Genomic DNA, 20,596 nt, shown 5'->3' on the forward strand with positions numbered 1-20,596 from the left:
TATGAGGTCCTTAGCCGATTTCGAATTTAATAAAGTACCGCTTTGCGATGGAATGGTCCTGATCTCTGAGATGATCCGTGACGATTTCACCTCGCAGTGGGTCTACGATGAGCTGGAAAATCTGGCGAGCCTGGCGCGTGAAGAGATCAGCGAAGCGCGTCCTCAGGACTGGCAGCTGGAAAAATTGATCGAGCTGTTTTACGGCGAATGGGGCTTTTGCGACACGCGCGGCGTGTATCGCCTCTCCGACGCGCTGTGGCTGGATCAGGTACTGAAAAACCGTCAGGGCAGCGCTGTTGCTCTGGGGGCTGTTTTGCTGTGGGTCGCTAACCGGCTGGATATTCCGCTGGTGCCGGTCATTTTCCCGACGCAGATGATTTTGCGCGCGGAGTGGCTGGATGGCGAAATGTGGCTGATCAATCCGTTCAATGGCGACACGCTGGACGAGCACACGCTGGATGTCTGGCTGAAGGGCAATATTAGCCCGGTGGCAGAGCTGTTTAACGAAGATCTCGATGAGGCGGATAACGCCGAAGTGGTGCGTAAACTGCTGGATACGCTGAAAGCCGCGCTGATGGAAGAGCGGCAGATGGAGCTGGCCCTGCGCGCGAGCGAAGTGCTGCTGCAGTTCAATCCGGAAGACCCGTACGAGATCCGCGACCGTGGCCTTATCTACGCGCAGCTGGAATGTGAGCACGTTGCCCTCAACGATTTGAATTACTTCGTTGAGCAGTGCCCGGAAGATCCGATAAGCGAAATGATTCGCGCGCAGATCAACTCGATCGCGCATAAACAAATTACACTGCATTAATCTTAATTCCGATTCACACCTGAATAAGGCGATCCTATGAAACAAAAAGTGGTTAGCATTGGTGATATCAACGTGGCAAACGACCTGCCGTTCGTGCTGTTTGGTGGCATGAACGTTCTGGAATCCCGCGATCTTGCCATGCGTATCTGCGAGCACTACGTGACTGTGACCCAGAAACTGGGCATTCCGTATGTGTTTAAGGCCTCTTTTGACAAAGCCAACCGCTCCTCTATCAACTCTTACCGTGGCCCGGGCCTGGAAGAGGGGATGAAGATTTTCCAGGAGCTGAAACAGACGTTTGGCGTGAAAGTGATCACCGACGTGCACGAAGCGTCTCAGGCGCAGCCTGTCGCAGACGTAGTGGATGTGATTCAGCTTCCGGCGTTCCTCGCGCGTCAGACCGATCTGGTTGAAGCGATGGCGAAAACCGGCGCAGTCATCAACGTGAAAAAACCCCAGTTCGTAAGCCCAGGCCAGATGGGTAACATCGTCGATAAATTCATTGAAGGCGGCAACGACCAGGTCATCCTGTGTGACCGTGGCGCAAACTTCGGTTACGACAACCTGGTGGTCGACATGCTGGGCTTCAGCGTGATGAAGAAAGTCTCTAACAACTCCCCGGTGATTTTCGACGTGACTCATGCGCTGCAGTGCCGCGACCCGTTTGGTGCCGCCTCCAGCGGCCGTCGTGGTCAGGTCACCGAGCTGGCGCGTGCCGGTATGGCGACCGGTCTGGCCGGTCTGTTTATCGAAGCGCACCCGGATCCAGCTAACGCGAAATGCGACGGCCCATCCGCGCTGCCGCTGGATAAACTGGAGCCGTTCCTGAAACAGATCAAAGCGATTGACGATCTGGTGAAGAGCTTCGATGAGCTGGATACCAGCAACTAATCTCTGAGCAAATAAAAAACCCGCCGCGGCGGGTTTTTTTATGTCTGGCGGCGCGGCAATGGCGCAGAACGTCAGGCAAATATCGTCATCAGATAGGCGATAAACAGCGCCAGATGCGCAGCGCCATTCAGTACGTTAGTGCGTCCGGTTGAGAACGAGATCTGGCACAGCAGCAGCGACGCTACCATAACAATCATCTCTGGTGCACCCAGCGCAAAATGCAGATCATTGCCGGTCATAAAGGCAATCAACGTCACCACCGGTACGGTAAGTGAAATCGTCGCCAGCACCGAGCCGAAGAACAGGTTCATGGCGCGCTGGACCTGGTTATTCAGCACCGCTTTCAGGGCACCTAAACCTTCCGGCGAGAGAATCAGCAGCGCCACCAGGAAGCCGGTAAAGGCCACAGGTGCGTTCAGCTCTGTCAGCAGGGTTTCCAGCGGGTTGGCGTTCATCTTGGTGACGGCGATAACCGCAATCAGATGTACGATCAGCCAAACCGTGTGCCACAGGCTGCTGTGCGCTGACGGCTTACCGTGGTGCGGGTCATCGTCGTCGCCGTCGTCTTCGTGCTCATACACGAACAGGCTCTGGTGCGTTTTGGTCTGAATCAGCAGGAAGACGCCGTACATCGCGGCGGAAATCAGGGCAACCAGCAGCGCCTGACCGGTGGTGAAATTCGCACCCGGCAGCGCCATAGGGAAGACCAGCACAATAACCGCCAGCGGGAAGAGGGCGATCAAATACTGTTTAATGCCAAACAGATTCATATATTGGGTGGCAAATTTCCCCCCGCCCAATAACAGCGAGAAGCCCACCAGGCCGCCGGTAACAATCATAATGATCGAATACAGCGTATCGCGCATCAGAGTCGGTGCGGCGTCGCCCGTCGCCATCAGTGCGGAAATCAGGCTGACTTCGAGAATAACGACGGAAAGACTTAAAATCAGAGAGCCATAGGGTTCACCCAGGCGGTGAGCCAGAACATCTGCGTGGCGTACGACGCTAAATGCGCTGGATAAAATACCAATAAGAGCAAGAATGTTAATTCCAACGACCACTGGCAGTGACTGACTACTTCCCCAGAAGAGCAGCACAGCCAGTGCCACAAGCGGGAAAATAAGCGACGTCTCCTTGTGGCGGGTCTTAACCGCCTCATGCGTTGTTGTCATGTGATACTCCGTCAATGCAGGTGTTTGTAATTATAGAATGAAATTGCAGGCCATTAAACTAACAGAAAACCGTTAATTACCAGTGATGTTTTACTTAATTTTACGTCACGGTAGCGATTTTTCTCAAACTGCCCGTAAAAACGTTTTTAATATAAATACAGTCTAAATAACAGTGTATTAAGTTAATTAATTTCACACAATTGTCATTTTGACTGGCAGGGAAAACAGCCATCGACCACACTTATCTTTTTGACCAAAAAGAGGTGAATCATGCCCTACAAATCGAAAAGCGACCTGCCCGACAGCGTTCAGCATGTACTGCCTGCCCACGCACAGGATATTTATAAAGAGGCGTTTAACAGCGCCTGGGATCAATATAAGGATAAAGAGGACCGTCGCGACGATGCGAGCCGCGAAGAGACTGCCCATCGTGTCGCGTGGGCGGCGGTAAAACATGATTATGAAAAAGGAGAGGATGATAAATGGCATAAAAAGAAATAGTCGCCTTATGATTAGCCGCCTCTGTTTTGACTTTTCCGGCTGTTGAACTTTCGTTGTATTGCAACTGGCCTGTGAATTGCTTATCGTTTATTAACTGCTGTCAAAATGAGCAGAAAACGAAATGCCGGGAAGGCGCAACAAGATGTCGCAAGGAAGCATGCAGTGGCGGAGGTGGAAAGTGTTAACGCGTGATTTCTTAATGAAGGCAGATTGTAAGACGGCATTTGGTGCTATTGAGGAATCGCTTCTCTGGTCGGCTGAACAACGTGCAGCGTCGCTCGCAGCGACAATTGCCTGTCGCCCGGATGAAGGCCCGGTATGGATATTTGGTTATGGTTCGCTGATGTGGAATCCTGCGCTGGAGTATGTGGAATCCGCAACGGGCACGCTCCCCGGATGGCATCGCGCATTTTGTCTGCGCCTGACCGCCGGACGTGGCAGCGCCTGTCAGCCTGGCCGAATGCTTGCACTAAAAGAGGGCGGGCGCACCACCGGTGTGGCCTATCGTCTGCCAGACGACACCCTCGAAGAGGAGCTGGCGCTGCTGTGGAAGCGCGAAATGATCACCGGCTGCTACATGCCGAGCTGGTGCAAGCTTGAACTCGACAACGGTCGCACCGTCAACGCGCTGGTGTTTATCATGGACCCGCGCCATCCGTTGTACGAATCTGACACCCGAACGCAGGTGATCGCGCCGCTTATCGCCGCCGCCAGTGGGCCGCTGGGTACCAACGCCCAGTACCTGTTCTCCCTCGATCAGGAATTGACGCGTTTAGGAATGCAGGATGACTGCCTGAATGAGCTGGTCGCTAAAGTGAAAGCATTAATTGAGGGGGATCCCCGCGAAGCAACATTGCGTCCGGGTTTTGCCTGAAAAGATACGCCCGGCTTGCCGGGCGTAAATGTTATGCCGCGACGTAGCTGACGGAGTGCTCCAGCGACTGACTGTGGCTGTCGATCAGTACATCCCAGGTGCCGGTATAGGGCACCGTTAACCACGCATTGTCTTTATTCTGCACGCTTAAAATATCCGCCTGCGACGACTTCTGCGCTTTAGCGCTCATCAAATGAATATGACAGCGCTCTGAGCAGCGCACCACCACCGTATCCCCGCCAAACAGCTTCAAACTTGTTTTTACCAGTGCCATCTCTTTACCCCATAGTCCGGAAACAACGCTCTCCCTGCGGTTAATCCTGAGCGTGATGTTGTTCACAATTCACTCATTGCATAACACCAAAGGGGAAGGGAGGGGATGCTGATTTTGATCAAAAAATGGCATAACGTTTAAACAAAAATGACAAAATGCCTGAAAGGGTTCAGCTGGCGCGTATTTGAACAGGCCAATACGCGCCAAAAGAAAATTATATGCGGAAATGTCCTGCCGTTTCAGCAAGGTCGCCCGCCTGGCTTTGCAGGGCGCTCGCTGCTGCGGCGGATTCAACCACCAGTTCCGCGTTCTGCTGCACCATTCTGTCGAGATGAGTCACGGCGTGGTTGATCTCATGAATGCCTTTCATCTGCTCGCTGGTGGCGATGGTGATTTCACGCATAATCCCCGATACGCTGCCGATGGTGGAGCGGATCTCGTCCATGCTCTCCCCGGCCAGATGCACGTAGCGGGAGCCGGTCGCCACGCTGTGGGCGGTTGAGTCGATCAGCGTTTTGATCTCTTTGGCCGCCTGCGCGCTACGGCTTGCCAGGCTGCGTACTTCCCCGGCCACCACCGCAAATCCGCGGCCCTGTTCGCCCGCACGGGCCGCTTCTACGGCGGCGTTCAGCGCCAGGATGTTGGTCTGGAAGGCAATCCCGTCAATGACGCTGGTGATATCACCGATTTTGGCCGACGCCACTTCGATTGACTGCATGGTCGTGATGGCCTGAGACACCACTTCGCCACCGCGAGAAGCCGCAGCCGAGGCTTTACTCGCCTGATCGTTGGCTTCTGCCGCTGATTCGGTGGACTGAGTGACGGAGGCGGTAATCTGCTCTACGGCGCTGGCGGTTTCACGCAGGCTGGAGGCCGCCTGCTCGGTACGTCCTGAGAGATCCTGGTTGCCCGCCGCGATTTCGCGCGCGGCGTTTTTGACCGAGGAGCTGGCGTCGCGCAGCTGCACCATTACTGTCGACAGCTTATCGCTGAAGGCGTTAAAGGCCTGGGCGATTTCCGCCACTTCGTCCTGGCCGTTATCCGGCAGGCGCTGAGACAGATCGTTTGTTCCGTTGGCGATGGCGTGCATCGCATCGCGGATATTCGACAGGCGCTTGAGCAGGCGGGCAATAATAAAATGAACAATCGCACCGCTCAACAGCACCAGAATCACCAGTGACAGCCCCGAGGCTTTCAGCAGAGAGCGCATCCCGGAGGTGGCATCGTTGCTGTCGAGGGCGACGACTAACAGCCAGTGAGTCCCCGCCACCGGCGTAGCGATAAAGGTTTTCTCCGCACCGCCTAGGGTGCCGTCGAGTTCCGTGCCTTTTTTCAGCGCGTTGATATCGACGCCGTTGATGGCTTCATTGAAGGGTTTGAGTGTCAGAGCCGGATCGCTGGCGGCAATCACTGTACCGTCGCTGTCAATCAGCAGGCCGCTGCTGGCAGGCGTCGGGTGAATACCGCGCACGTTAGCCACCACGCTGTCCATCGCCACATCCCCGGCGACCACCGCTTTCAGTTCGCCGTTTTCTTTCACCGGCACGGCAAAGGTCACCACCAGTTTACCGGTTCCTGCATCCACGTAGGGCGCGGTAACGACAGGGGCATCGGCGCTGACGACCTGCTGATACCACGGGCGTACGGTCGGATCGTAATCCGCCGGGACGCCTGCGGGGTCAGAGAATTTTGCCGTTTTGCTGGCATAGCCGACGTAGACGTTGGTGAAGCCACCGGCCTGTGCCAGTTGCTTAAACACCGGAACCGGATCGTCGCTCAGTGCCACGGATTGCGCGGAGGCGATCACCGTCAGCTTGCTGTTAACCCAGTCGGCAATGGCGAGATTATGGCTGGCACTGGTGCTGGCCAGAATATCCCGCTGCGACTGCTGGTTATCCTGCCGCGTGACCTCGAAGTTAATAATGGTATTCAGAAGAAGGGCGACAACCAGACAACCTGTTGTCGCGGCGATGATACGGGCACGGATTGATCTTAACATTCACTGTGTACCTGCTGAGTTGACTTAAGTAGCCTATCGGCAACCCAGCCGGTAACTTGATGGTGCAACCGCGTCCATAAGTAAAAAATATGTTTACGGGTTTATTATTAAAAAGTTAATACTTTATCGGCGGACAGGGTCCACTGCGCCAGTTCCACCAGGGTGCCAATCTCAACGCCGTCAATCAGCGGCAGGGCGGTGATCCCACGCCCGTCGGTGCAGGTCTTACACAGTTTCACGGGCACATTCTGGGCGGTGAGGATCTCCAGCATCTGCTGAATGTTATAGCCCTCTGCCGGTTTTTGCCCTTTCAGCCCGGCGGTGACGGCATCGGACATCAGAAACAGACGCAGCTCCAGTTCGTTCTCCTGATCGCGCAGGGCGATGGCGAGACGCAGGCTGTTGAACAGGGATTCACTGCCGTAGGCCGCGCCGTTGGCGACGATCACAATTTTCTGCATGGTAACTCCTCAGTGCAATAAGGCACGGATAGGGCTCAGTCCACGGGATAATATTGACCCCGCAGAGTAAGCATGACGAATTTCAATGGCGGGCCACCCGGTGCCATCGAAGGGGGAACAGCATCAGCGGTCTTGTGCATATGCTACCGCGCGAGCGCAGTGCGTTAAACATCTGGCTGCGCGCGCCGGGAAAACGGTACGCGGTGGAGTGTAAAGCCAGCCTCTCGGGATATTCCTGAAATTGCCCTTAAGGCTGCAAAAATGTCCGGAACGCGTTAAGGTTAGCACTGTATTAACTTGCGATCTGGATCACAGTTACGACATTCATGATGGCTTCACCACACATTCGCGCGCTGTTGTTACTCCTCCTTATTCCGGCCGGAGCCGTTTCGGCTGCCTCCCGTTCTTTTGAAGATCAGGCGAAAAACCCCTTTGATAATAACGGTGATGGCCTGCCGGATCTCGGGTTGGCTCAACCCTCCGGTGAGAGTGAAAAACATCTGGCGGAGATGGCGAAAGCCTTCGGTGAAGCAAGCATGACCGACAACGGCCTGACCACCGGTGAGCAGGCGCGCCAGTTTGCATTCGGTCAGGTGCGCGACGTGGTCAGCGGAGAAGTGAATCAGCAGATCGAGTCCTGGCTGTCGCCCTGGGGTAATGCCAGCGTCGATCTGCTGGTGGATGACGACGGCAAATTTACCGGCAGCAGCGGCAGGTGGTTTATTCCCTGGCAGGACAACAACCGCTATCTGAGCTGGAGCCAGCTCGGGCTGACGCAGCAAACCGACGGGCTGGTGAGTAACGCGGGCATCGGCCAGCGCTGGGTCGCGGGGAAATGGCTGCTGGGCTACAACACCTTTTACGATAACTTGCTGGATGAGAATTTACAGCGCGCCGGGCTGGGTGCCGAAGCCTGGGGCGAAAACCTGCGCTTATCGGCAAACTACTACCAGCCGTTCGCCAGCTGGCGCGACAGCTCCGACGTACAAGAGCAGCGGATGGCGCGGGGCTATGACGTGACAGCTAAAGCCTGGCTGCCGTACTTTCATCATTTCAATACCAGCGTCAGCTTCGAACAATATTTCGGTGATAACGTCGATCTGTTTCGCAGCGGCACCGGGTATCACAACCCGATGGCGGTAAACCTCGGGCTGGATTACACGCCTGTGCCACTTCTGACGTTTTCGGCGGCGCACAAGCAGGGCGAGAGCGGTGTCAGCCAGAATAATCTTGGCATGAAACTAAACTATCGTTTTGGCGTTCCGCTGAAAAAACAGCTCTCGTCGGATGAAGTGGCGGCTACGCGCTCCCTGCGCGGGAGTCGCTATGATTCGCCGGATCGATCCAGCCTGCCGGTGATGGAATTCCGCCAGCGCAAAACGCTGTCGGTCTATCTGGCGACGCCGCCGTGGGATTTGCATCCGGGTGAAACCGTGAATCTGAAACTGCAAATCCGCAGTACCCATGGGGTGCGTCGTCTTCACTGGCAGGGCGATACGCAGGTGTTAAGTCTGACTTCGCCGCCGAATGCGAGCAGCAGTGATGGCTGGAGTGTGATACTTCCGGCGTGGGATGACCGCGAAGGCGCGACGAACCGCTGGCGGCTGTCGGTGGTGGTCGAGGATGAAGACGGGCAGCGTGTCTCTTCCAATGAGATCACGCTCTCTCTGTCGCCACCGCTGCTGGCAGTGCCGGATGACGATCCGAGATGGAAACTGCTGCCGGACGAATAAAACTAGAAAATACGCTCCTGATGAACCCAGACGGCCGCTTCGACGCGCGACTTGAGCTTCATTTTCTTGAGCATATGTTTGACGTGCACTTTGACCGTACTTTCCGTGATATCCAGACGGCGGGCGATCATTTTGTTCGGCAGGCCCTGAGCAATCAGCTTCAGGATGTCGCGCTCGCGCGGGGTCAGCTGGCTCACATCGCGGTCGGACGTCGCGCGGTTGGCGCGCAGGCTAGCGGCGAGCACCGGCGTTAAGGCTTCACTCAGGACCATTTCACCTGCGGCGGCCTGCTGCAGGGCTTTCAGCAGATCTTCCGGCTCCATATCTTTGAGCAGATAGCCATCTGCGCCGCGTTTTAGCGCGGTGACGACATCTTCTTCATGGTTGGAAACGCTGAACACCACGATGCGCCCGGAGAGGGACTTTTCGCGCAGTTTATCCAGGGTTTCCAGGCCGTTCATGCCCGGCATATTGAGATCGAGCAGGATCAAATCAGGATCGAGTGACTCGGCAAGTTCAATACCCTGTTCGCCATTGCTGGCTTCGCCAACGACGGTGATATCTGCCGCCATGCTGACAAGTTGTTTTACGCCGGTGCGCAGCATCGGATGATCGTCGATCAACAGGATGGTTGCCGGTTCCTGATTAGTCATGGTTTTCTCCTTCGGAAGTGATTAGAGGCTTTTCGGGAATAAAGGTCACTACGACTTCAGTGCCGCCAGACTCTCCCCGGCGAACCTGGCAATCCCCGCGCAGGCTTTGCGCGCGGTCTCGCATAATAATTAACCCATAGTGGTTGGTGCGTTCAGCGTTTTCCGGCACGCCGCGGCCGTTATCCAGAACCGTCAGTTTCACCTGATTATCATGGTGCGCAACGGTCACCGTCACTGCCGTCGCGTCGGCGTGCTTGAGCGCATTGCTCAGGGCTTCGCGGGCGATTTGCAGCAGATGAATGGCCTGATGGGAAGGGACAAAACGCGGCGGCAGCTGGTAGTCCAGCTTCACCGGGAAGCCCAGCCGGGCGCTAAATTCCTGACAGCTCGACTCTAACGCCGGGCGTAAACCGGGCTCGTTGAGCTGTAAACGGAAGGTGGTCAGCAGTTCGCGCAGCTGCACCCAGGAGGTGTTCAGCTCGTTGCGAATCTGACTCAACAACTCTTTGCTGGTGGGTGGCAGGGCATCGTCCTGCATTTGCAGGCAGCTGACCTGCATTTTGATACAGGAGAGCGACTGGGCTATCGAGTCATGCAGCTCGCGGGCAATGGTCGCGCGCTCCTCCATGACGATCAGCTGCTGCTGCTTTTCCTGATGGCGATCCAGCGCCAGCGTCGCCGTGAGCTGCTCGACCAGCGTATCGACCAGCTGCTGCTGATCGTGGCTCAAATGGCGGCCGGTCGGCAGCGTGGCCAGCAAAATGCCGTACTGAGTGTGGTTGTCCGCGAGACGCCATTTCAGGGTTGTGCCACTGCTGGCGGGCGTTGGTAACCCGCGCGGGCACAGGTGGCACCCTTTGTCATCGCAGGTCATATCCGACTGACAGGTGAATTCCTGATGGTTCTCTTCGTCTTCAACGTCATAGACCCGAAGTTCAATGTCATGCAGCAGGGTCAGATTTTGCAGGCCGTTAAGCACCGGTGAGAGGCGCTCGCAGAGCGGAACCTGAGAGTGCAGACGGCGATTCGCCTGCCACAGGAACGAGAGGATTTCGTTTTTTTGCTCCAGTCCGGCGGTTTTTTCCTGTACGCGTTTTTCCAGCACCGCGTAGCTTTCGGCCAGCTCGCCGGACATATCATTCAGCGCCTGACCGAGCATCGCCATTTCATTGCGTCCGCTGATGTGCGCGCGCTGGGTGAAATCACGCTGAGTGACGGCGCGGGCCACGGCCAGCAGTTGCTTCCAGGGATAGAGCAGGCGAGCGCGCAGCCAGACGATGGTAAACACCAGCAGCAGCGCCATAAAAACAGCCATTACGCCGTGGACTGTGACCACGCGCTCAATGCGCATTTCGGTGGAGGAGTCGAAAGAGGAGACCAGCGTGTCGATGCGCGCCACAAAACTCGCCACATCACCGGCCACCGTATCAGGGCTGTGCGCTTGCTGCAGTCCGGGTTTGAGCTGACTGTGCCAGTAGCCCTGTAGCGCGTTAAGCTGTTTAGTCTGACCATCGCGACGGGCGGCGATTTCCAGTTCCGGGCTAAATGCGGTACGCTCCATCTCATCCAGCAGGGGCTTGTCTTCCGCCGTCAGCGGCACTGCCGCCAGCAGGCGATAACTCTGCATACGCAGGGAGCCTGCCTCGTTAATGGCATGCGCGCTACCCTGAACGCCTTGTACCAGCCAGCCAGAGATCGCCATGCCGGTCACACCAATAGCGGTGGACAGCAACACGATAAGGGCCAGCTGATTAACTAGCGTCAGCGGAGAGAAGAGTCGTTTTAACATGGGCTTGCCGGGCTCCTGATTTTGCCTGCCTCCAGGAATGGCGCTATTTTCATGCATACCCTGGAGTATACCCATACCAACAAAGGATTACTCCTAAATTGCCGCAGGGGTAATGGCCAGGGGGAGGGGGGACCGGCAAACCGTCAGCGCCGTTAAAAAACCACACCTTTTTTGCCGAAATCATCTACTCACTAAGAGTCATGGCGTTTTTTTGAGCGTCTGACAGTCAACTTTTCCTTTGATTTATATCAACTTACCGCCTGCTTAAAACCCTAATGTTTGCAGCATCATTCGATAATCAGAGGTGTCTATGAGTCACTCATCCGCCCCGGAAAGGGCATCCGGTGCTGTTATAACAGAATGGCATCCGGAAGATCCGGCGTTCTGGCAACAGCGTGGTCAACGTGTAGCAAGTCGTAATCTGTGGATTTCTGTTCCGTGTTTGTTGTTGGCATTCTGTGTCTGGATGCTGTTCAGTGCTGTGGCGGTGAACCTGCCGAAAGTAGGCTTTAACTTCACGACCGATCAGCTGTTTATGCTGACCGCGTTACCTGCGCTTTCCGGCGCGCTGCTGCGTGTTCCTTACGCGTTCATGGTTCCGCTGTTTGGTGGTCGTCGCTGGACGGCGTTCAGCACCGGTATCATGATCATCCCTTGCGTGTGGCTGGGTTTTGCGGTGCAGGATACGTCTACTCCGTTCAGCGTGTTTGTCATCATCGCGCTGCTGTGCGGTTTTGCAGGGGCTAACTTTGCCTCCAGCATGGCAAACATCAGCTTCTTCTTCCCGAAACAAAAGCAGGGCGGCGCGCTGGGTATTAACGGCGGCCTCGGGAATATGGGCGTGAGCGTGATGCAGTTGATCGCGCCGCTGGCGATCTCCATGTCTATCTTTGCTGTCTTCGGCGGCACCGGCGTGGAACAAGCAGACGGTTCTAAACTGTTCCTGGAAAACGCGGCCTGGATTTGGGTGCCTTTCCTGGTGGTCTTCACGCTGGCGGCCTGGTTCTTCATGAACGATCTGTCCGCGTCTAAAGCATCGCTGAGTGAGCAGCTGCCGGTTCTGAAACGCGCCCATCTGTGGATCATGGCGCTGCTGTATCTGGCGACCTTTGGCTCCTTTATCGGCTTCTCCGCAGGTTTTGCGATGCTGTCGAAAACCCAGTTCCCTGACGTGCAGATCCTGCATTTTGCCTTCTTCGGTCCGTTTATCGGCGCTCTGGCACGCTCTACCGGCGGGATGATTTCCGACCGTCTGGGCGGGACTCGCGTCACGCTGGTGAACTTTATCCTGATGGCGGTTTTCTGTGCGCTGCTGTTCCTGACGTTGCCAACCAACGGCCAGGGCGGTAACTTTATCGCGTTCTTCGCGGTGTTCATGGGGCTGTTCCTGACGGCCGGTCTCGGGAGTGCTTCGACCTTCCAGATGATCTCCGTGATCTTCCGTAAGCTGACCATGGATCGTGTGAAAGCACAGGGCGGTACTGAAGAGCGCGCGATGCGTGAAGCCGCAACCGACACCGCAGCGGCACTGGGCTTTATCTCAGCGATTGGCGCGATCGGTGGCTTCTTTATCCCGAAATCATTCGGCATCTCTCTGGAGCTGACCGGCTCCCCGGCGGGTGCGATGAAAGTCTTCCTTATTTTCTATGTCGCCTGCGTGGTGATCACGTGGCTGGTATACGGCCGGAATACTAAGAAAAATAAGTAAGTTTGATTATCCGTTTACGCGGCCTCAGTGCCGCGTTTTTTTTATCCTGCATTTAGTTACAACATACTTGTTGGGTATAGTAACGGGAGCCGGGGTAACACTGTGATCGCCATCGCCTTGCAGCGGTATCTACCCCTTAATACCTAAGATGTTAAAAAAAGCGGGGCCATAAGGAGGATAAATATAAAATATCTATAAATAACAGATAGTTAAAAAATTAATTTTTCTACCGCTTTGGTGGTATTCGCCCTAATACCCTGCGTTATAGAGCCCGCTCGCCTTGATCGTTATCAATTCCCGCCATCTTTCATAGCGTTACCTTCGCTGCAAATCAGCAATGTCGATTTAGAGAGCCACAGGCTCCACACAGGAGATACCCGATGAGCAAATTTTTGGACCGGTTTCGCTACTTCAAGCAGAAGGGCGAGACCTTTGCCGATGGGCACGGTCAGGTTCTGGAAACCAACCGGGACTGGGAAGATGGATACCGTCAACGTTGGCAGCACGATAAAGTCGTTCGTTCTACACACGGTGTGAACTGCACCGGTTCCTGCAGCTGGAAGATCTTCGTTAAGAATGGTCTGGTCACCTGGGAAATGCAGCAGACCGACTATCCGCGTACACGCCCGGATATGCCCAACCATGAACCGCGCGGCTGCCCGCGTGGTGCGAGCTACTCCTGGTATCTGTACAGCGCTAACCGCCTGAAATACCCGCTGATGCGTAAACGTCTGATGAAGATGTGGCGTGAAGCGAAAGTGCAGCACAGCGATCCGGTTGATGCCTGGGCCTCTATTATTGAAGACGCTGATAAAGCGAAAAGCTTTAAACAGGCGCGTGGACGCGGCGGTTTTGTTCGTTCCTCCTGGCAGGAAGTGAACGAGCTGATTGCGGCCTCCAACGTCTACACCGTTAAAACCTACGGCCCGGACCGCGTGGCAGGCTTCTCGCCAATTCCGGCGATGTCGATGGTCTCTTACGCCTCGGGTGCGCGCTACCTGTCTCTCATCGGCGGGACCTGCCTGAGCTTCTACGACTGGTACTGTGACTTACCGCCAGCCTCTCCGCAGACCTGGGGCGAACAGACTGACGTTCCTGAATCCGCGGACTGGTACAACTCCAGCTATATCATCGCCTGGGGCTCTAACGTGCCGCAGACCCGTACTCCGGACGCCCACTTCTTTACTGAAGTACGTTACAAAGGCACCAAAACCGTTGCCGTAACGCCGGACTACGCCGAAATCGCTAAACTGTGCGATCTGTGGCTGGCACCGAAGCAGGGTACCGATGCCGCGATGGCGCTGGCGATGGGTCACGTCATGCTGCGTGAATTCCACCTCGACAAACCAAGCCAGTATTTCACCGACTACGTGCGTCGCTACACTGACATGCCAATGCTGGTGATGCTCGAAGAGCGAGACGGCTACTACGCAGCGGGTCGTATGCTGCGTGCGGCGGATCTGGTGGATGCGCTGGGCCAGGAAAATAACCCGGAATGGAAAACCGTCGCCTTCAACAATGAAGGGGATATGGTCGCGCCGAACGGCTCCATCGGTTTCCGTTGGGGTGAAAAAGGCAAATGGAACCTCGAGCAACGTAACGCGACCACCGGTGATGAGACCGAACTGCGCCTTAGCATGCTGGGCAGCCAGGACGATATCGCGGAAGTCGGATTCCCGTACTTTGGCGGCGAAGGTTCTGAACACTTCAAGAAAGTGGAGCTGGAAAACATCCTGCTGCACAAACTGCCGGTGAAACGTCTGCAACTGGCTGACGGATCAACCGCGCTCGTGACCACCGTTTACGATCTGACGATGGCCAACTACGGTCTGGAACGCGGTCTGAACGACGAAAACTGCGCAACCAGCTACGACGATATCAAAGCGTATACCCCGGCCTGGGCAGAGCAGGTGACGGGCGTGCCACGCGCACAAATCACCCGTATCGCGCGTGAATTCGCCGACAACGCTGACAAAACCCACGGTCGTTCGATGATTATCGTCGGCGCGGGTCTGAACCACTGGTATCACCTCGATATGAACTATCGTGGCCTGATTAATATGCTGGTGTTCTGCGGCTGTATCGGTCAGAGCGGCGGCGGCTGGGCACACTACGTGGGCCAGGAAAAACTGCGTCCGCAGACCGGCTGGCAGCCGCTGGCGTTTGGCCTCGACTGGCAGCGTCCGGCGCGTCACATGAACAGCACTTCCTATTTCTACAACCACTCCAGCCAGTGGCGTTACGAAACCGTGACCGCGCAGGAGTTGCTGTCGCCAATGGCGGATAAATCCCGCTATACCGGACATCTCATCGACTTCAACGTGCGTGCAGAACGCATGGGCTGGCTGCCCTCTGCGCCACAGCTGGGCACTAACCCGCTGCGCATCGCAGCAGAAGCGAAAAAAGCTGGCATGTCACCGGTCGATTACACCGTGAAATCCCTGAAAGACGGCTCGCTTCGCTTTGCGGCGGAACAGCCTGAAAACGGCAAAAACCACCCGCGTAACCTGTTTATCTGGCGTTCGAACCTGCTCGGTTCGTCCGGTAAAGGCCACGAATACATGCTGAAGTACCTGCTGGGCACTGACCACGGTATTCAGGGTAAAGATCTGGGCAAACAGGGCGGCGTGAAACCCGAAGAAGTCGAGTGGAAAGACAACGGTCTCGACGGCAAGCTGGATCTGGTGGTGACGCTGGACTTCCGTCTCTCCAGTACCTGTCTCTACTCCGATATCGTGCTGCCGACGGCAACCTGGTACGAAAAAGACGACATGAATACGTCGGATATGCATCCGTTTATTCACCCGCTGTCTGCAGCCGTTGATCCGGCGTGGGATTCCAAAAGCGACTGGGAAATCTACAAAGGCATCGCCAAAAAGTTCTCAGAAGTGTGCGTAGGCCACCTGGGTGTGGAAACCGACGTAGTGACGCTGCCCATCCAGCACGACTCCGCCGCCGAACTGGCGCAGCCGCTGGATGTGAAGGACTGGAAAAAAGGCGAATGCGACCTGATCCCAGGTAAAACCGCGCCGCACATTATTCCGGTGGAGCGTGATTATCCTGCCACCTACGAGCGCTTTACCTCTATCGGCCCATTGATGGAGAAAATCGGTAACGGCGGGAAAGGTATCGCCTGGAACACCCAGAGCGAAATGGATCTGCTGCGGAAGCTCAATTACACCAAAGCAGACGGCCCGGCAAAAGGCCAGCCAATGCTGAACACGGCGATTGATGCGGCAGAGATGATCCTGACCCTCGCACCCGAAACCAACGGTCAGGTGGCGGTAAAAGCCTGGGCTGCACTCAGTGAGTTTACCGGTCGTGACCACACGCATCTGGCGCTGAATAAAGAAGACGAGAAAATCCGCTTCCGCGATATTCAGGCTCAGCCGCGCAAAATTATCTCCAGCCCGACCTGGTCTGGTCTGGAAGATGAGCATGTGTCCTATAACGCCGGGTATACCAACGTTCACGAGCTGATTCCGTGGCGCACCCTTACCGGCCGTCAGTCCCTGTATCAGGACCACCAGTGGATGCGTGATTTCGGTGAAAGCCTGCTGGTCTATCGTCCGCCAATCGACACCCGTTCGGTGAAAGAGGTGATGGGCGAGAAATCCAACGGTAACCCGGAAAAAGCGCTGAACTTCCTGACGCCGCACCAGAAGTGGGGTATCCACTCTACCTACAGCGACAACCTGCTGATGCTGACCTTAGGTCGCGGCGGGCCAATCGTCTGGATGAGCGAAGTGGATGCCAAAGATCTGGGCATCGTGGATAACGACTGGATTGAAGTGTTCAACAGCAACGGTGCGCTGACGGCACGTGCGGTGGTAAGCCAGCGTGTGCCAGCCGGGATGACCATGATGTACCACGCGCAGGAACGTATCGTGAACCTGCCGGGTTCTGAAATCACCCAGCAGCGCGGTGGTATCCATAACTCGGTGACGCGTATCACGCCAAAACCGACTCACATGATCGGCGGTTATGCGCAACTGGCGTACAGCTTTAACTACTACGGTACGGTCGGCTCTAACCGCGATGAGTTCGTGGTGGTGCGTAAGATGAAGAATATTGACTGGTTAGATGGCGAAGGTAATGACCAGGTACAGGAGAGCGTAAAATGAAAATTCGTTCACAAGTCGGCATGGTGCTGAATCTGGATAAATGCATCGGCTGTCATACCTGTTCAGTCACCTGTAAAAACGTCTGGACCAGCCGCGAAGGCGCGGAATACGCGTGGTTTAACAACGTAGAAACCAAGCCGGGCACCGGTTTCCCAACCGACTGGGAAAACCAGGAAAAATGGAAGGGCGGCTGGATCCGCAAGATCAACGGCAAACTGGTTCCGCGCATGGGTAACAAAGCGCTGCTGCTGGGTAAAATCTTCGCTAACCCGCACCTGCCGGGCATCGATGATTACTACGAGCCGTTTGATTTTGACTACCAGAATCTGCACAACGCGCCAGAAGGGAAACATCAGCCGATTGCCCGTCCGCGTTCACTGATCACCGGCCAGCGTATGGACAAAATCAGTAAAGGTCCGAACTGGGAAGACGATCTGGGCGGCGAATTCGAGAAACTGTCGAAAGATCAGAACTTCGAAAACATGCAGAAGGCGATGTACGGTCAGTTCGAAAACACCTTCATGATGTATCTGCCGCGTCTGTGCGAACACTGCCTCAACCCTGCGTGTGTGGCGACCTGTCCGAGCGGTGCGATCTACAAACGTGAAGAGGACGGCATTGTCCTGATCGACCAGGACAAGTGCCGCGGCTGGCGGATGTGCATTACCGGTTGTCCGTACAAAAAGATCTACTTCAACTGGAAGAGCGGGAAGTCCGAGAAGTGCATCTTCTGTTATCCGCGTATCGAAGCGGGTATGCCGACCGTCTGTTCTGAAAGCTGCGTAGGCCGTATTCGTTATCTGGGCGTGCTGCTGTATGACGCGGATGCGATTGAGACCGCTGCAAGCACCGAGAACGAGAAAGATCTCTATCAGCGTCAGCTGGACGTATTCCTCGATCCTAACGATCCGAAAGTGATCGAGCAGGCGCTGAAAGACGGTATCCCGCAGAGCGTGATTGACGCCGCACAGCAGTCGCCGGTGTACAAAATGGCGATGGACTGGAAGCTGGCCCTGCCACTGCACCCGGAATATCGCACGCTGCCCATGGTCTGGTACGTGCCGCCGCTGTCACCGATTCAGTCCGCTGCCGATGCGGGTGAGCTGGGCAGCAACGGTATTTTACCGGACGTGGAAAGCCTGCGTATCCCGGTTCAGTACCTTGCGAACCTGCTCACCGCAGGCGATACCCAGCCGGTGCTGTTGGCTCTGAAACGTATGCTGGCGATGCGTCATTTCAAACGTGCGGAAACGGTCGAGGGTGTGATCGATACCCGCGCGCTGGAAGAGGTAGGTTTAAGCGAAGCCCAGGCGCAGGAGATGTACCGCTATCTGGCGATTGCGAACTACGAAGATCGTTTCGTGGTGCCGAGCAGCCACCGTGAGCTGGCGCGTGAAGCCTTCCCGGAGAAGAGCGGTTGTGGCTTTACCTTTGGCGACGGTTGCCACGGTTCAGACAGCAAATTCAACCTGTTTAACAGCCGTCGCATTGATGCGATGGATGTGACCAGCAAAACGGAGCCGCACCAATGATTGAACTCGTCATTGTTTCGCGTCTGCTCGAGTACCCTGATGCTGCCCTGTGGCTGCATCAGCAGGAACTCTTTGATGCACTCGCGTCATCAGAAAATCTGGATAAAGAAGATGCACAGGCGCTGGGTATTTTCCTGCGCGATTTACTCACTCAGGATCAGCTGGATGCGCAGTCTGACTACAGCCAGCTGTTCGACCGTGGCCGTGCGACTTCGCTGCTGCTGTTCGAACACGTTCACGGTGAATCCCGCGATCGTGGCCAGGCGATGGTTGACCTGATGGCACAGTACGAAGCTCAGGGCTTGCAGTTAGACAGCCGCGAACTGCCGGATCATCTCCCGCTTTACCTGGAATATCTGGCTCAGCTGCCGCGTGAAGAGGCGCTGGGCGGTTTGCAGGACATCGCGCCGATTCTGGCGTTGTTAAGCGCGCGCCTGAAGCAGCGTGAAAGCCGCTATGCGGTGCTGTTCGATCTGCTGGTGAAACTGGCGAATACCGCCATCGACAGCGATAAAGTGGCGGAGAAAATCGCCGATGAAGCGCGCGATGATACCCCACAAGCGCTGGATGCGGTCTGGGAAGAAGAGCAGGTGAAATTCCTTGCTGACCAGAACTGTGGCGAGTCAGAAATCTCGGCTCACCAGCGTCGTTTTGCCGGAGCTGTCGCCCCGCAATATTTGAATATCTCTAACGGAGGACAGCACTAATGCACTTCCTGAATATGTTCTTCTTCGATATCTATCCTTACATTGCGGGTACCGTGTTCCTGGTGGGCAGCTGGCTGCGCTACGACTACGGCCAGTACACCTGGCGTGCAGGGTCCAGCCAGATGCTGGATCGCAAAGGGATGAACCTGGCGTCTAATCTGTTCCACATCGGGATTCTGGGTGTGATTGCAGGCCATGCCTTCGGGATGCTGACACCGCACTGGATGTATGAAGCCTGGCTGCCGCTGGAAGTGAAACAGAAAATGGCGATGTTTGGTGGCGGTGCTGCGGGCCTGATGTGTCTGGTGGGCGGTTTGCTGCTTCTCAAACGCCGTCTGTTCAGCCCTCGCATCCGTGCGACCACGACAGCCGCTGATATTCTGGTGATGTCGGTGCTGGTGATTCAGTGCGCCCTGGGTCTGGCGACGATTCCTTTCTCTGCCCAGCATATGGACGGCAGCGAAATGATGAAACTGGTTGGCTGGGCGCAGTCTGTGGTGACCTTCCACGGCGGGGCGTCCACGCATCTGGATGGTGTGGCGTTTATCTTCCGCATGCATCTGGTGCTGGGTATGACGCTGTTCGTGCTGTTCCCGTTCTCGCGCCTGGTGCATATCTGGAGCGTGCCGGTCGAGTATCTGACGCGTAGATATCAGATCGTTCGCGCACGTCGCTAAGCGGCGCATGCTGAATGAACAAAACCCTGCTTCGGCGGGGTTTTTTTGTTTATAGAAACGAATCGTCACGAGAGAAAAACTAATGCGCAAAACCAAGTAAATATATACAAGAGGAAGAAAGGTGGACGGGAATATGAAATATTGCGCGAACAGAAAAGTTGGGATTTGGTCTGAGAAATGGTGGCGGGGGAAGGATGACTCAGCGCGTTGCGCTTCGCCCTTCGGGTCGTTGCCTGCGGCAACGCTTTCTCGCTACGCTCGAATCGAACCTTAGTCGAAGCTTCTCATCCTTCCCCAATGGGAATATGAAATATTCTGCGGATAAAAAGTTTGGATTTAATCTTCGGAATGGTGGCGGGGGAAGGATTCGAACCTTCGAAGTCGATGACGGCAGATTTACAGTCTGCTCCCTTTGGCCGCTCGGGAACCCCGCCAGGGGTATAATGCTTGAGCGTTGAGATGGTGGTGGGGGAAGGATTCGAACCTTCGAAGTCGATGACGGCAGATTTACAGTCTGCTCCCTTTGGCCGCTCGGGAACCCCACCACGGGGTAATGCTTTTACTGGCCTGCTTCCTGCTGGAAGCGGGGCGCATCATATCAAATGACGCGCCCCTGTAAAGCATTCCTTTGATGAAAACGATTCGTTTGTCTGCTTTTTACCCGTAAAGGCGCAAAGCTAATCAATTCAT

16 protein-coding genes, 2 tRNA genes and 1 other RNA gene are annotated in these 20,596 nt (G+C 55.6%); 10 read left to right on the plus strand and 9 right to left on the minus strand.

The window, feature by feature from the left end; all coding sequences use genetic code 11:
- Position 1: 1 nt before the first annotated feature.
- Both sirB1 and kdsA read left to right on the plus strand, forming a co-directional pair.
- Positions 2 to 811 (plus strand): invasion regulator SirB1, encoded by an 810-nt coding sequence (sirB1, locus tag DAI21_RS14425; RefSeq protein ID WP_100779914.1) that lies wholly within the window; start codon positions 2 to 4, stop codon positions 809 to 811.
- Between the two features lie 36 nt (positions 812 to 847).
- Positions 848 to 1,702 carry a 3-deoxy-8-phosphooctulonate synthase gene (gene kdsA / locus DAI21_RS14430; RefSeq protein ID WP_100779915.1) on the plus strand — a complete coding sequence of 285 codons (855 nt, stop codon included), beginning with the start codon at positions 848 to 850 and terminating at the stop codon, positions 1,700 to 1,702.
- A gap of 71 nt (positions 1,703 to 1,773) precedes the next feature.
- Here the strand turns inward: kdsA and chaA are convergent, their stop codons facing one another.
- Complete coding sequence (gene chaA / locus DAI21_RS14435) at positions 1,774 to 2,874, minus strand: sodium-potassium/proton antiporter ChaA (protein ID WP_100779916.1); 1,101 nt, start codon at positions 2,872 to 2,874, stop codon at positions 1,774 to 1,776.
- Between the two features lie 270 nt (positions 2,875 to 3,144).
- Here chaA and chaB point away from each other — a divergent pair, with 270 nt between their 5' ends.
- Positions 3,145 to 3,375, plus strand: a complete 231-nt coding sequence (gene chaB, locus DAI21_RS14440) for a putative cation transport regulator ChaB (RefSeq protein WP_100779917.1) — start codon at positions 3,145 to 3,147, stop codon at positions 3,373 to 3,375.
- Positions 3,376 to 3,553: 178 nt separating this feature from the next.
- Positions 3,554 to 4,249 (plus strand): gamma-glutamylcyclotransferase, encoded by a 696-nt coding sequence (locus DAI21_RS14445; RefSeq protein ID WP_107703426.1) that lies wholly within the window; start codon positions 3,554 to 3,556, stop codon positions 4,247 to 4,249.
- 31 nt (positions 4,250 to 4,280) lie between these two features.
- Here DAI21_RS14445 and DAI21_RS14450 read toward each other — a convergent pair whose 3' ends face one another.
- The 3 genes from DAI21_RS14450 to DAI21_RS14460 all read right to left on the minus strand — a co-directional run bounded on the left by DAI21_RS14450 (position 4,281) and on the right by DAI21_RS14460 (position 6,983).
- The gene (locus DAI21_RS14450; RefSeq protein ID WP_100779919.1) at positions 4,281 to 4,523 is read right to left on the minus strand and encodes a DUF1883 domain-containing protein; all 243 of its coding nucleotides are present in this window, start codon (positions 4,521 to 4,523) and stop codon (positions 4,281 to 4,283) included.
- Between the two features lie 214 nt (positions 4,524 to 4,737).
- Positions 4,738 to 6,522 carry a methyl-accepting chemotaxis protein gene (locus DAI21_RS14455; RefSeq protein WP_102103895.1) on the minus strand — a complete coding sequence of 595 codons (1,785 nt, stop codon included), beginning with the start codon at positions 6,520 to 6,522 and terminating at the stop codon, positions 4,738 to 4,740.
- Positions 6,523 to 6,629: 107 nt separating this feature from the next.
- Positions 6,630 to 6,983 carry a DsrE/DsrF/TusD sulfur relay family protein gene (locus tag DAI21_RS14460; RefSeq protein ID WP_107703427.1) on the minus strand — a complete coding sequence of 118 codons (354 nt, stop codon included), beginning with the start codon at positions 6,981 to 6,983 and terminating at the stop codon, positions 6,630 to 6,632.
- 326 nt (positions 6,984 to 7,309) lie between these two features.
- Here DAI21_RS14460 and DAI21_RS14465 point away from each other — a divergent pair, with 326 nt between their 5' ends.
- The gene (locus tag DAI21_RS14465) at positions 7,310 to 8,716 is read left to right on the plus strand and encodes a YchO/YchP family invasin (RefSeq protein ID WP_107703428.1); all 1,407 of its coding nucleotides are present in this window, start codon (positions 7,310 to 7,312) and stop codon (positions 8,714 to 8,716) included.
- 2 nt (positions 8,717 to 8,718) lie between these two features.
- Here the strand turns inward: DAI21_RS14465 and narL are convergent, their stop codons facing one another.
- Both narL and narX read right to left on the minus strand, forming a co-directional pair.
- Positions 8,719 to 9,369 carry a two-component system response regulator NarL gene (narL, locus tag DAI21_RS14470; protein ID WP_100779923.1) on the minus strand — a complete coding sequence of 217 codons (651 nt, stop codon included), beginning with the start codon at positions 9,367 to 9,369 and terminating at the stop codon, positions 8,719 to 8,721.
- On the minus strand, positions 9,362 to 11,158 hold the full coding sequence (narX, locus tag DAI21_RS14475; protein ID WP_102103891.1) for a nitrate/nitrite two-component system sensor histidine kinase NarX: 1,797 nt from the start codon (positions 11,156 to 11,158) through the stop codon (positions 9,362 to 9,364). Before narX ends, narL begins: the two co-directional genes overlap by 8 nt.
- A gap of 310 nt (positions 11,159 to 11,468) precedes the next feature.
- Between narX and DAI21_RS14480 the strand changes: the two genes are divergently transcribed.
- The 5 genes from DAI21_RS14480 to narI all read left to right on the plus strand — a co-directional run bounded on the left by DAI21_RS14480 (position 11,469) and on the right by narI (position 19,906).
- The gene (locus tag DAI21_RS14480) at positions 11,469 to 12,866 is read left to right on the plus strand and encodes a NarK family nitrate/nitrite MFS transporter (RefSeq protein WP_102103890.1); all 1,398 of its coding nucleotides are present in this window, start codon (positions 11,469 to 11,471) and stop codon (positions 12,864 to 12,866) included.
- A gap of 380 nt (positions 12,867 to 13,246) precedes the next feature.
- The gene (locus DAI21_RS14485; RefSeq protein WP_107703429.1) at positions 13,247 to 16,990 is read left to right on the plus strand and encodes a nitrate reductase subunit alpha; all 3,744 of its coding nucleotides are present in this window, start codon (positions 13,247 to 13,249) and stop codon (positions 16,988 to 16,990) included.
- Positions 16,987 to 18,522 carry a nitrate reductase subunit beta gene (gene narH, locus DAI21_RS14490; protein WP_102103888.1) on the plus strand — a complete coding sequence of 512 codons (1,536 nt, stop codon included), beginning with the start codon at positions 16,987 to 16,989 and terminating at the stop codon, positions 18,520 to 18,522. Before DAI21_RS14485 ends, narH begins: the two co-directional genes overlap by 4 nt.
- A complete protein-coding gene (narJ, locus tag DAI21_RS14495) occupies positions 18,519 to 19,229 on the plus strand; it encodes a nitrate reductase molybdenum cofactor assembly chaperone (RefSeq protein WP_107703430.1) in 711 nt (236 codons plus the stop codon). Before narH ends, narJ begins: the two co-directional genes overlap by 4 nt.
- A complete protein-coding gene (gene narI, locus DAI21_RS14500; protein WP_107703431.1) occupies positions 19,229 to 19,906 on the plus strand; it encodes a respiratory nitrate reductase subunit gamma in 678 nt (225 codons plus the stop codon). The genes narJ and narI overlap by 1 nt, the downstream gene beginning before the upstream one ends.
- 178 nt (positions 19,907 to 20,084) lie before the next feature.
- Here the strand turns inward: narI and DAI21_RS14505 are convergent.
- The 3 genes from DAI21_RS14505 to DAI21_RS14515 form a co-directional block, all read right to left on the minus strand.
- Positions 20,085 to 20,215, minus strand: a non-coding RNA gene (locus DAI21_RS14505) — RtT sRNA.
- Between the two features lie 40 nt (positions 20,216 to 20,255).
- Positions 20,256 to 20,340, minus strand: a tRNA-Tyr gene (locus DAI21_RS14510).
- A 26-nt stretch (positions 20,341 to 20,366) separates the two neighbouring features.
- Positions 20,367 to 20,451: transfer RNA gene (locus DAI21_RS14515), tRNA-Tyr, on the minus strand.
- Between the last annotated feature and the right edge of the window lie 145 nt (positions 20,452 to 20,596).

It is taken from the genome of Lelliottia sp. WB101 (assembly GCF_003051885.1).
Lineage (GTDB): Bacteria > Pseudomonadota > Gammaproteobacteria > Enterobacterales > Enterobacteriaceae > Enterobacter > Enterobacter nimipressuralis.

Bases quoted from the DNA above. Each gene is read 5' to 3' on its own strand.
- sirB1 (WP_100779914.1), top strand. From the start codon at position 2: ATGAGGTCCTTAGCCGATTTCGAATTTAATAAAGTACCGCTTTGCGAT.
- kdsA (WP_100779915.1), top strand. From the start codon at position 848: ATGAAACAAAAAGTGGTTAGCATTGGTGATATCAACGTGGCAAACGAC.
- chaA (WP_100779916.1), bottom strand. From the start codon at position 2,874: ATGACAACAACGCATGAGGCGGTTAAGACCCGCCACAAGGAGACGTCG.
- chaB (WP_100779917.1), top strand. From the start codon at position 3,145: ATGCCCTACAAATCGAAAAGCGACCTGCCCGACAGCGTTCAGCATGTA.
- DAI21_RS14450 (WP_100779919.1), bottom strand. From the start codon at position 4,523: ATGGCACTGGTAAAAACAAGTTTGAAGCTGTTTGGCGGGGATACGGTG.
- DAI21_RS14455 (WP_102103895.1), bottom strand. From the start codon at position 6,522: ATGTTAAGATCAATCCGTGCCCGTATCATCGCCGCGACAACAGGTTGT.
- DAI21_RS14460 (WP_107703427.1), bottom strand. From the start codon at position 6,983: ATGCAGAAAATTGTGATCGTCGCCAACGGCGCGGCCTACGGCAGTGAA.
- DAI21_RS14465 (WP_107703428.1), top strand. From the start codon at position 7,310: ATGATGGCTTCACCACACATTCGCGCGCTGTTGTTACTCCTCCTTATT.
- narL (WP_100779923.1), bottom strand. From the start codon at position 9,369: ATGACTAATCAGGAACCGGCAACCATCCTGTTGATCGACGATCATCCG.
- narX (WP_102103891.1), bottom strand. From the start codon at position 11,158: ATGTTAAAACGACTCTTCTCTCCGCTGACGCTAGTTAATCAGCTGGCC.
- DAI21_RS14480 (WP_102103890.1), top strand. From the start codon at position 11,469: ATGAGTCACTCATCCGCCCCGGAAAGGGCATCCGGTGCTGTTATAACA.
- DAI21_RS14485 (WP_107703429.1), top strand. From the start codon at position 13,247: ATGAGCAAATTTTTGGACCGGTTTCGCTACTTCAAGCAGAAGGGCGAG.
- narH (WP_102103888.1), top strand. From the start codon at position 16,987: ATGAAAATTCGTTCACAAGTCGGCATGGTGCTGAATCTGGATAAATGC.
- narJ (WP_107703430.1), top strand. From the start codon at position 18,519: ATGATTGAACTCGTCATTGTTTCGCGTCTGCTCGAGTACCCTGATGCT.
- narI (WP_107703431.1), top strand. From the start codon at position 19,229: ATGCACTTCCTGAATATGTTCTTCTTCGATATCTATCCTTACATTGCG.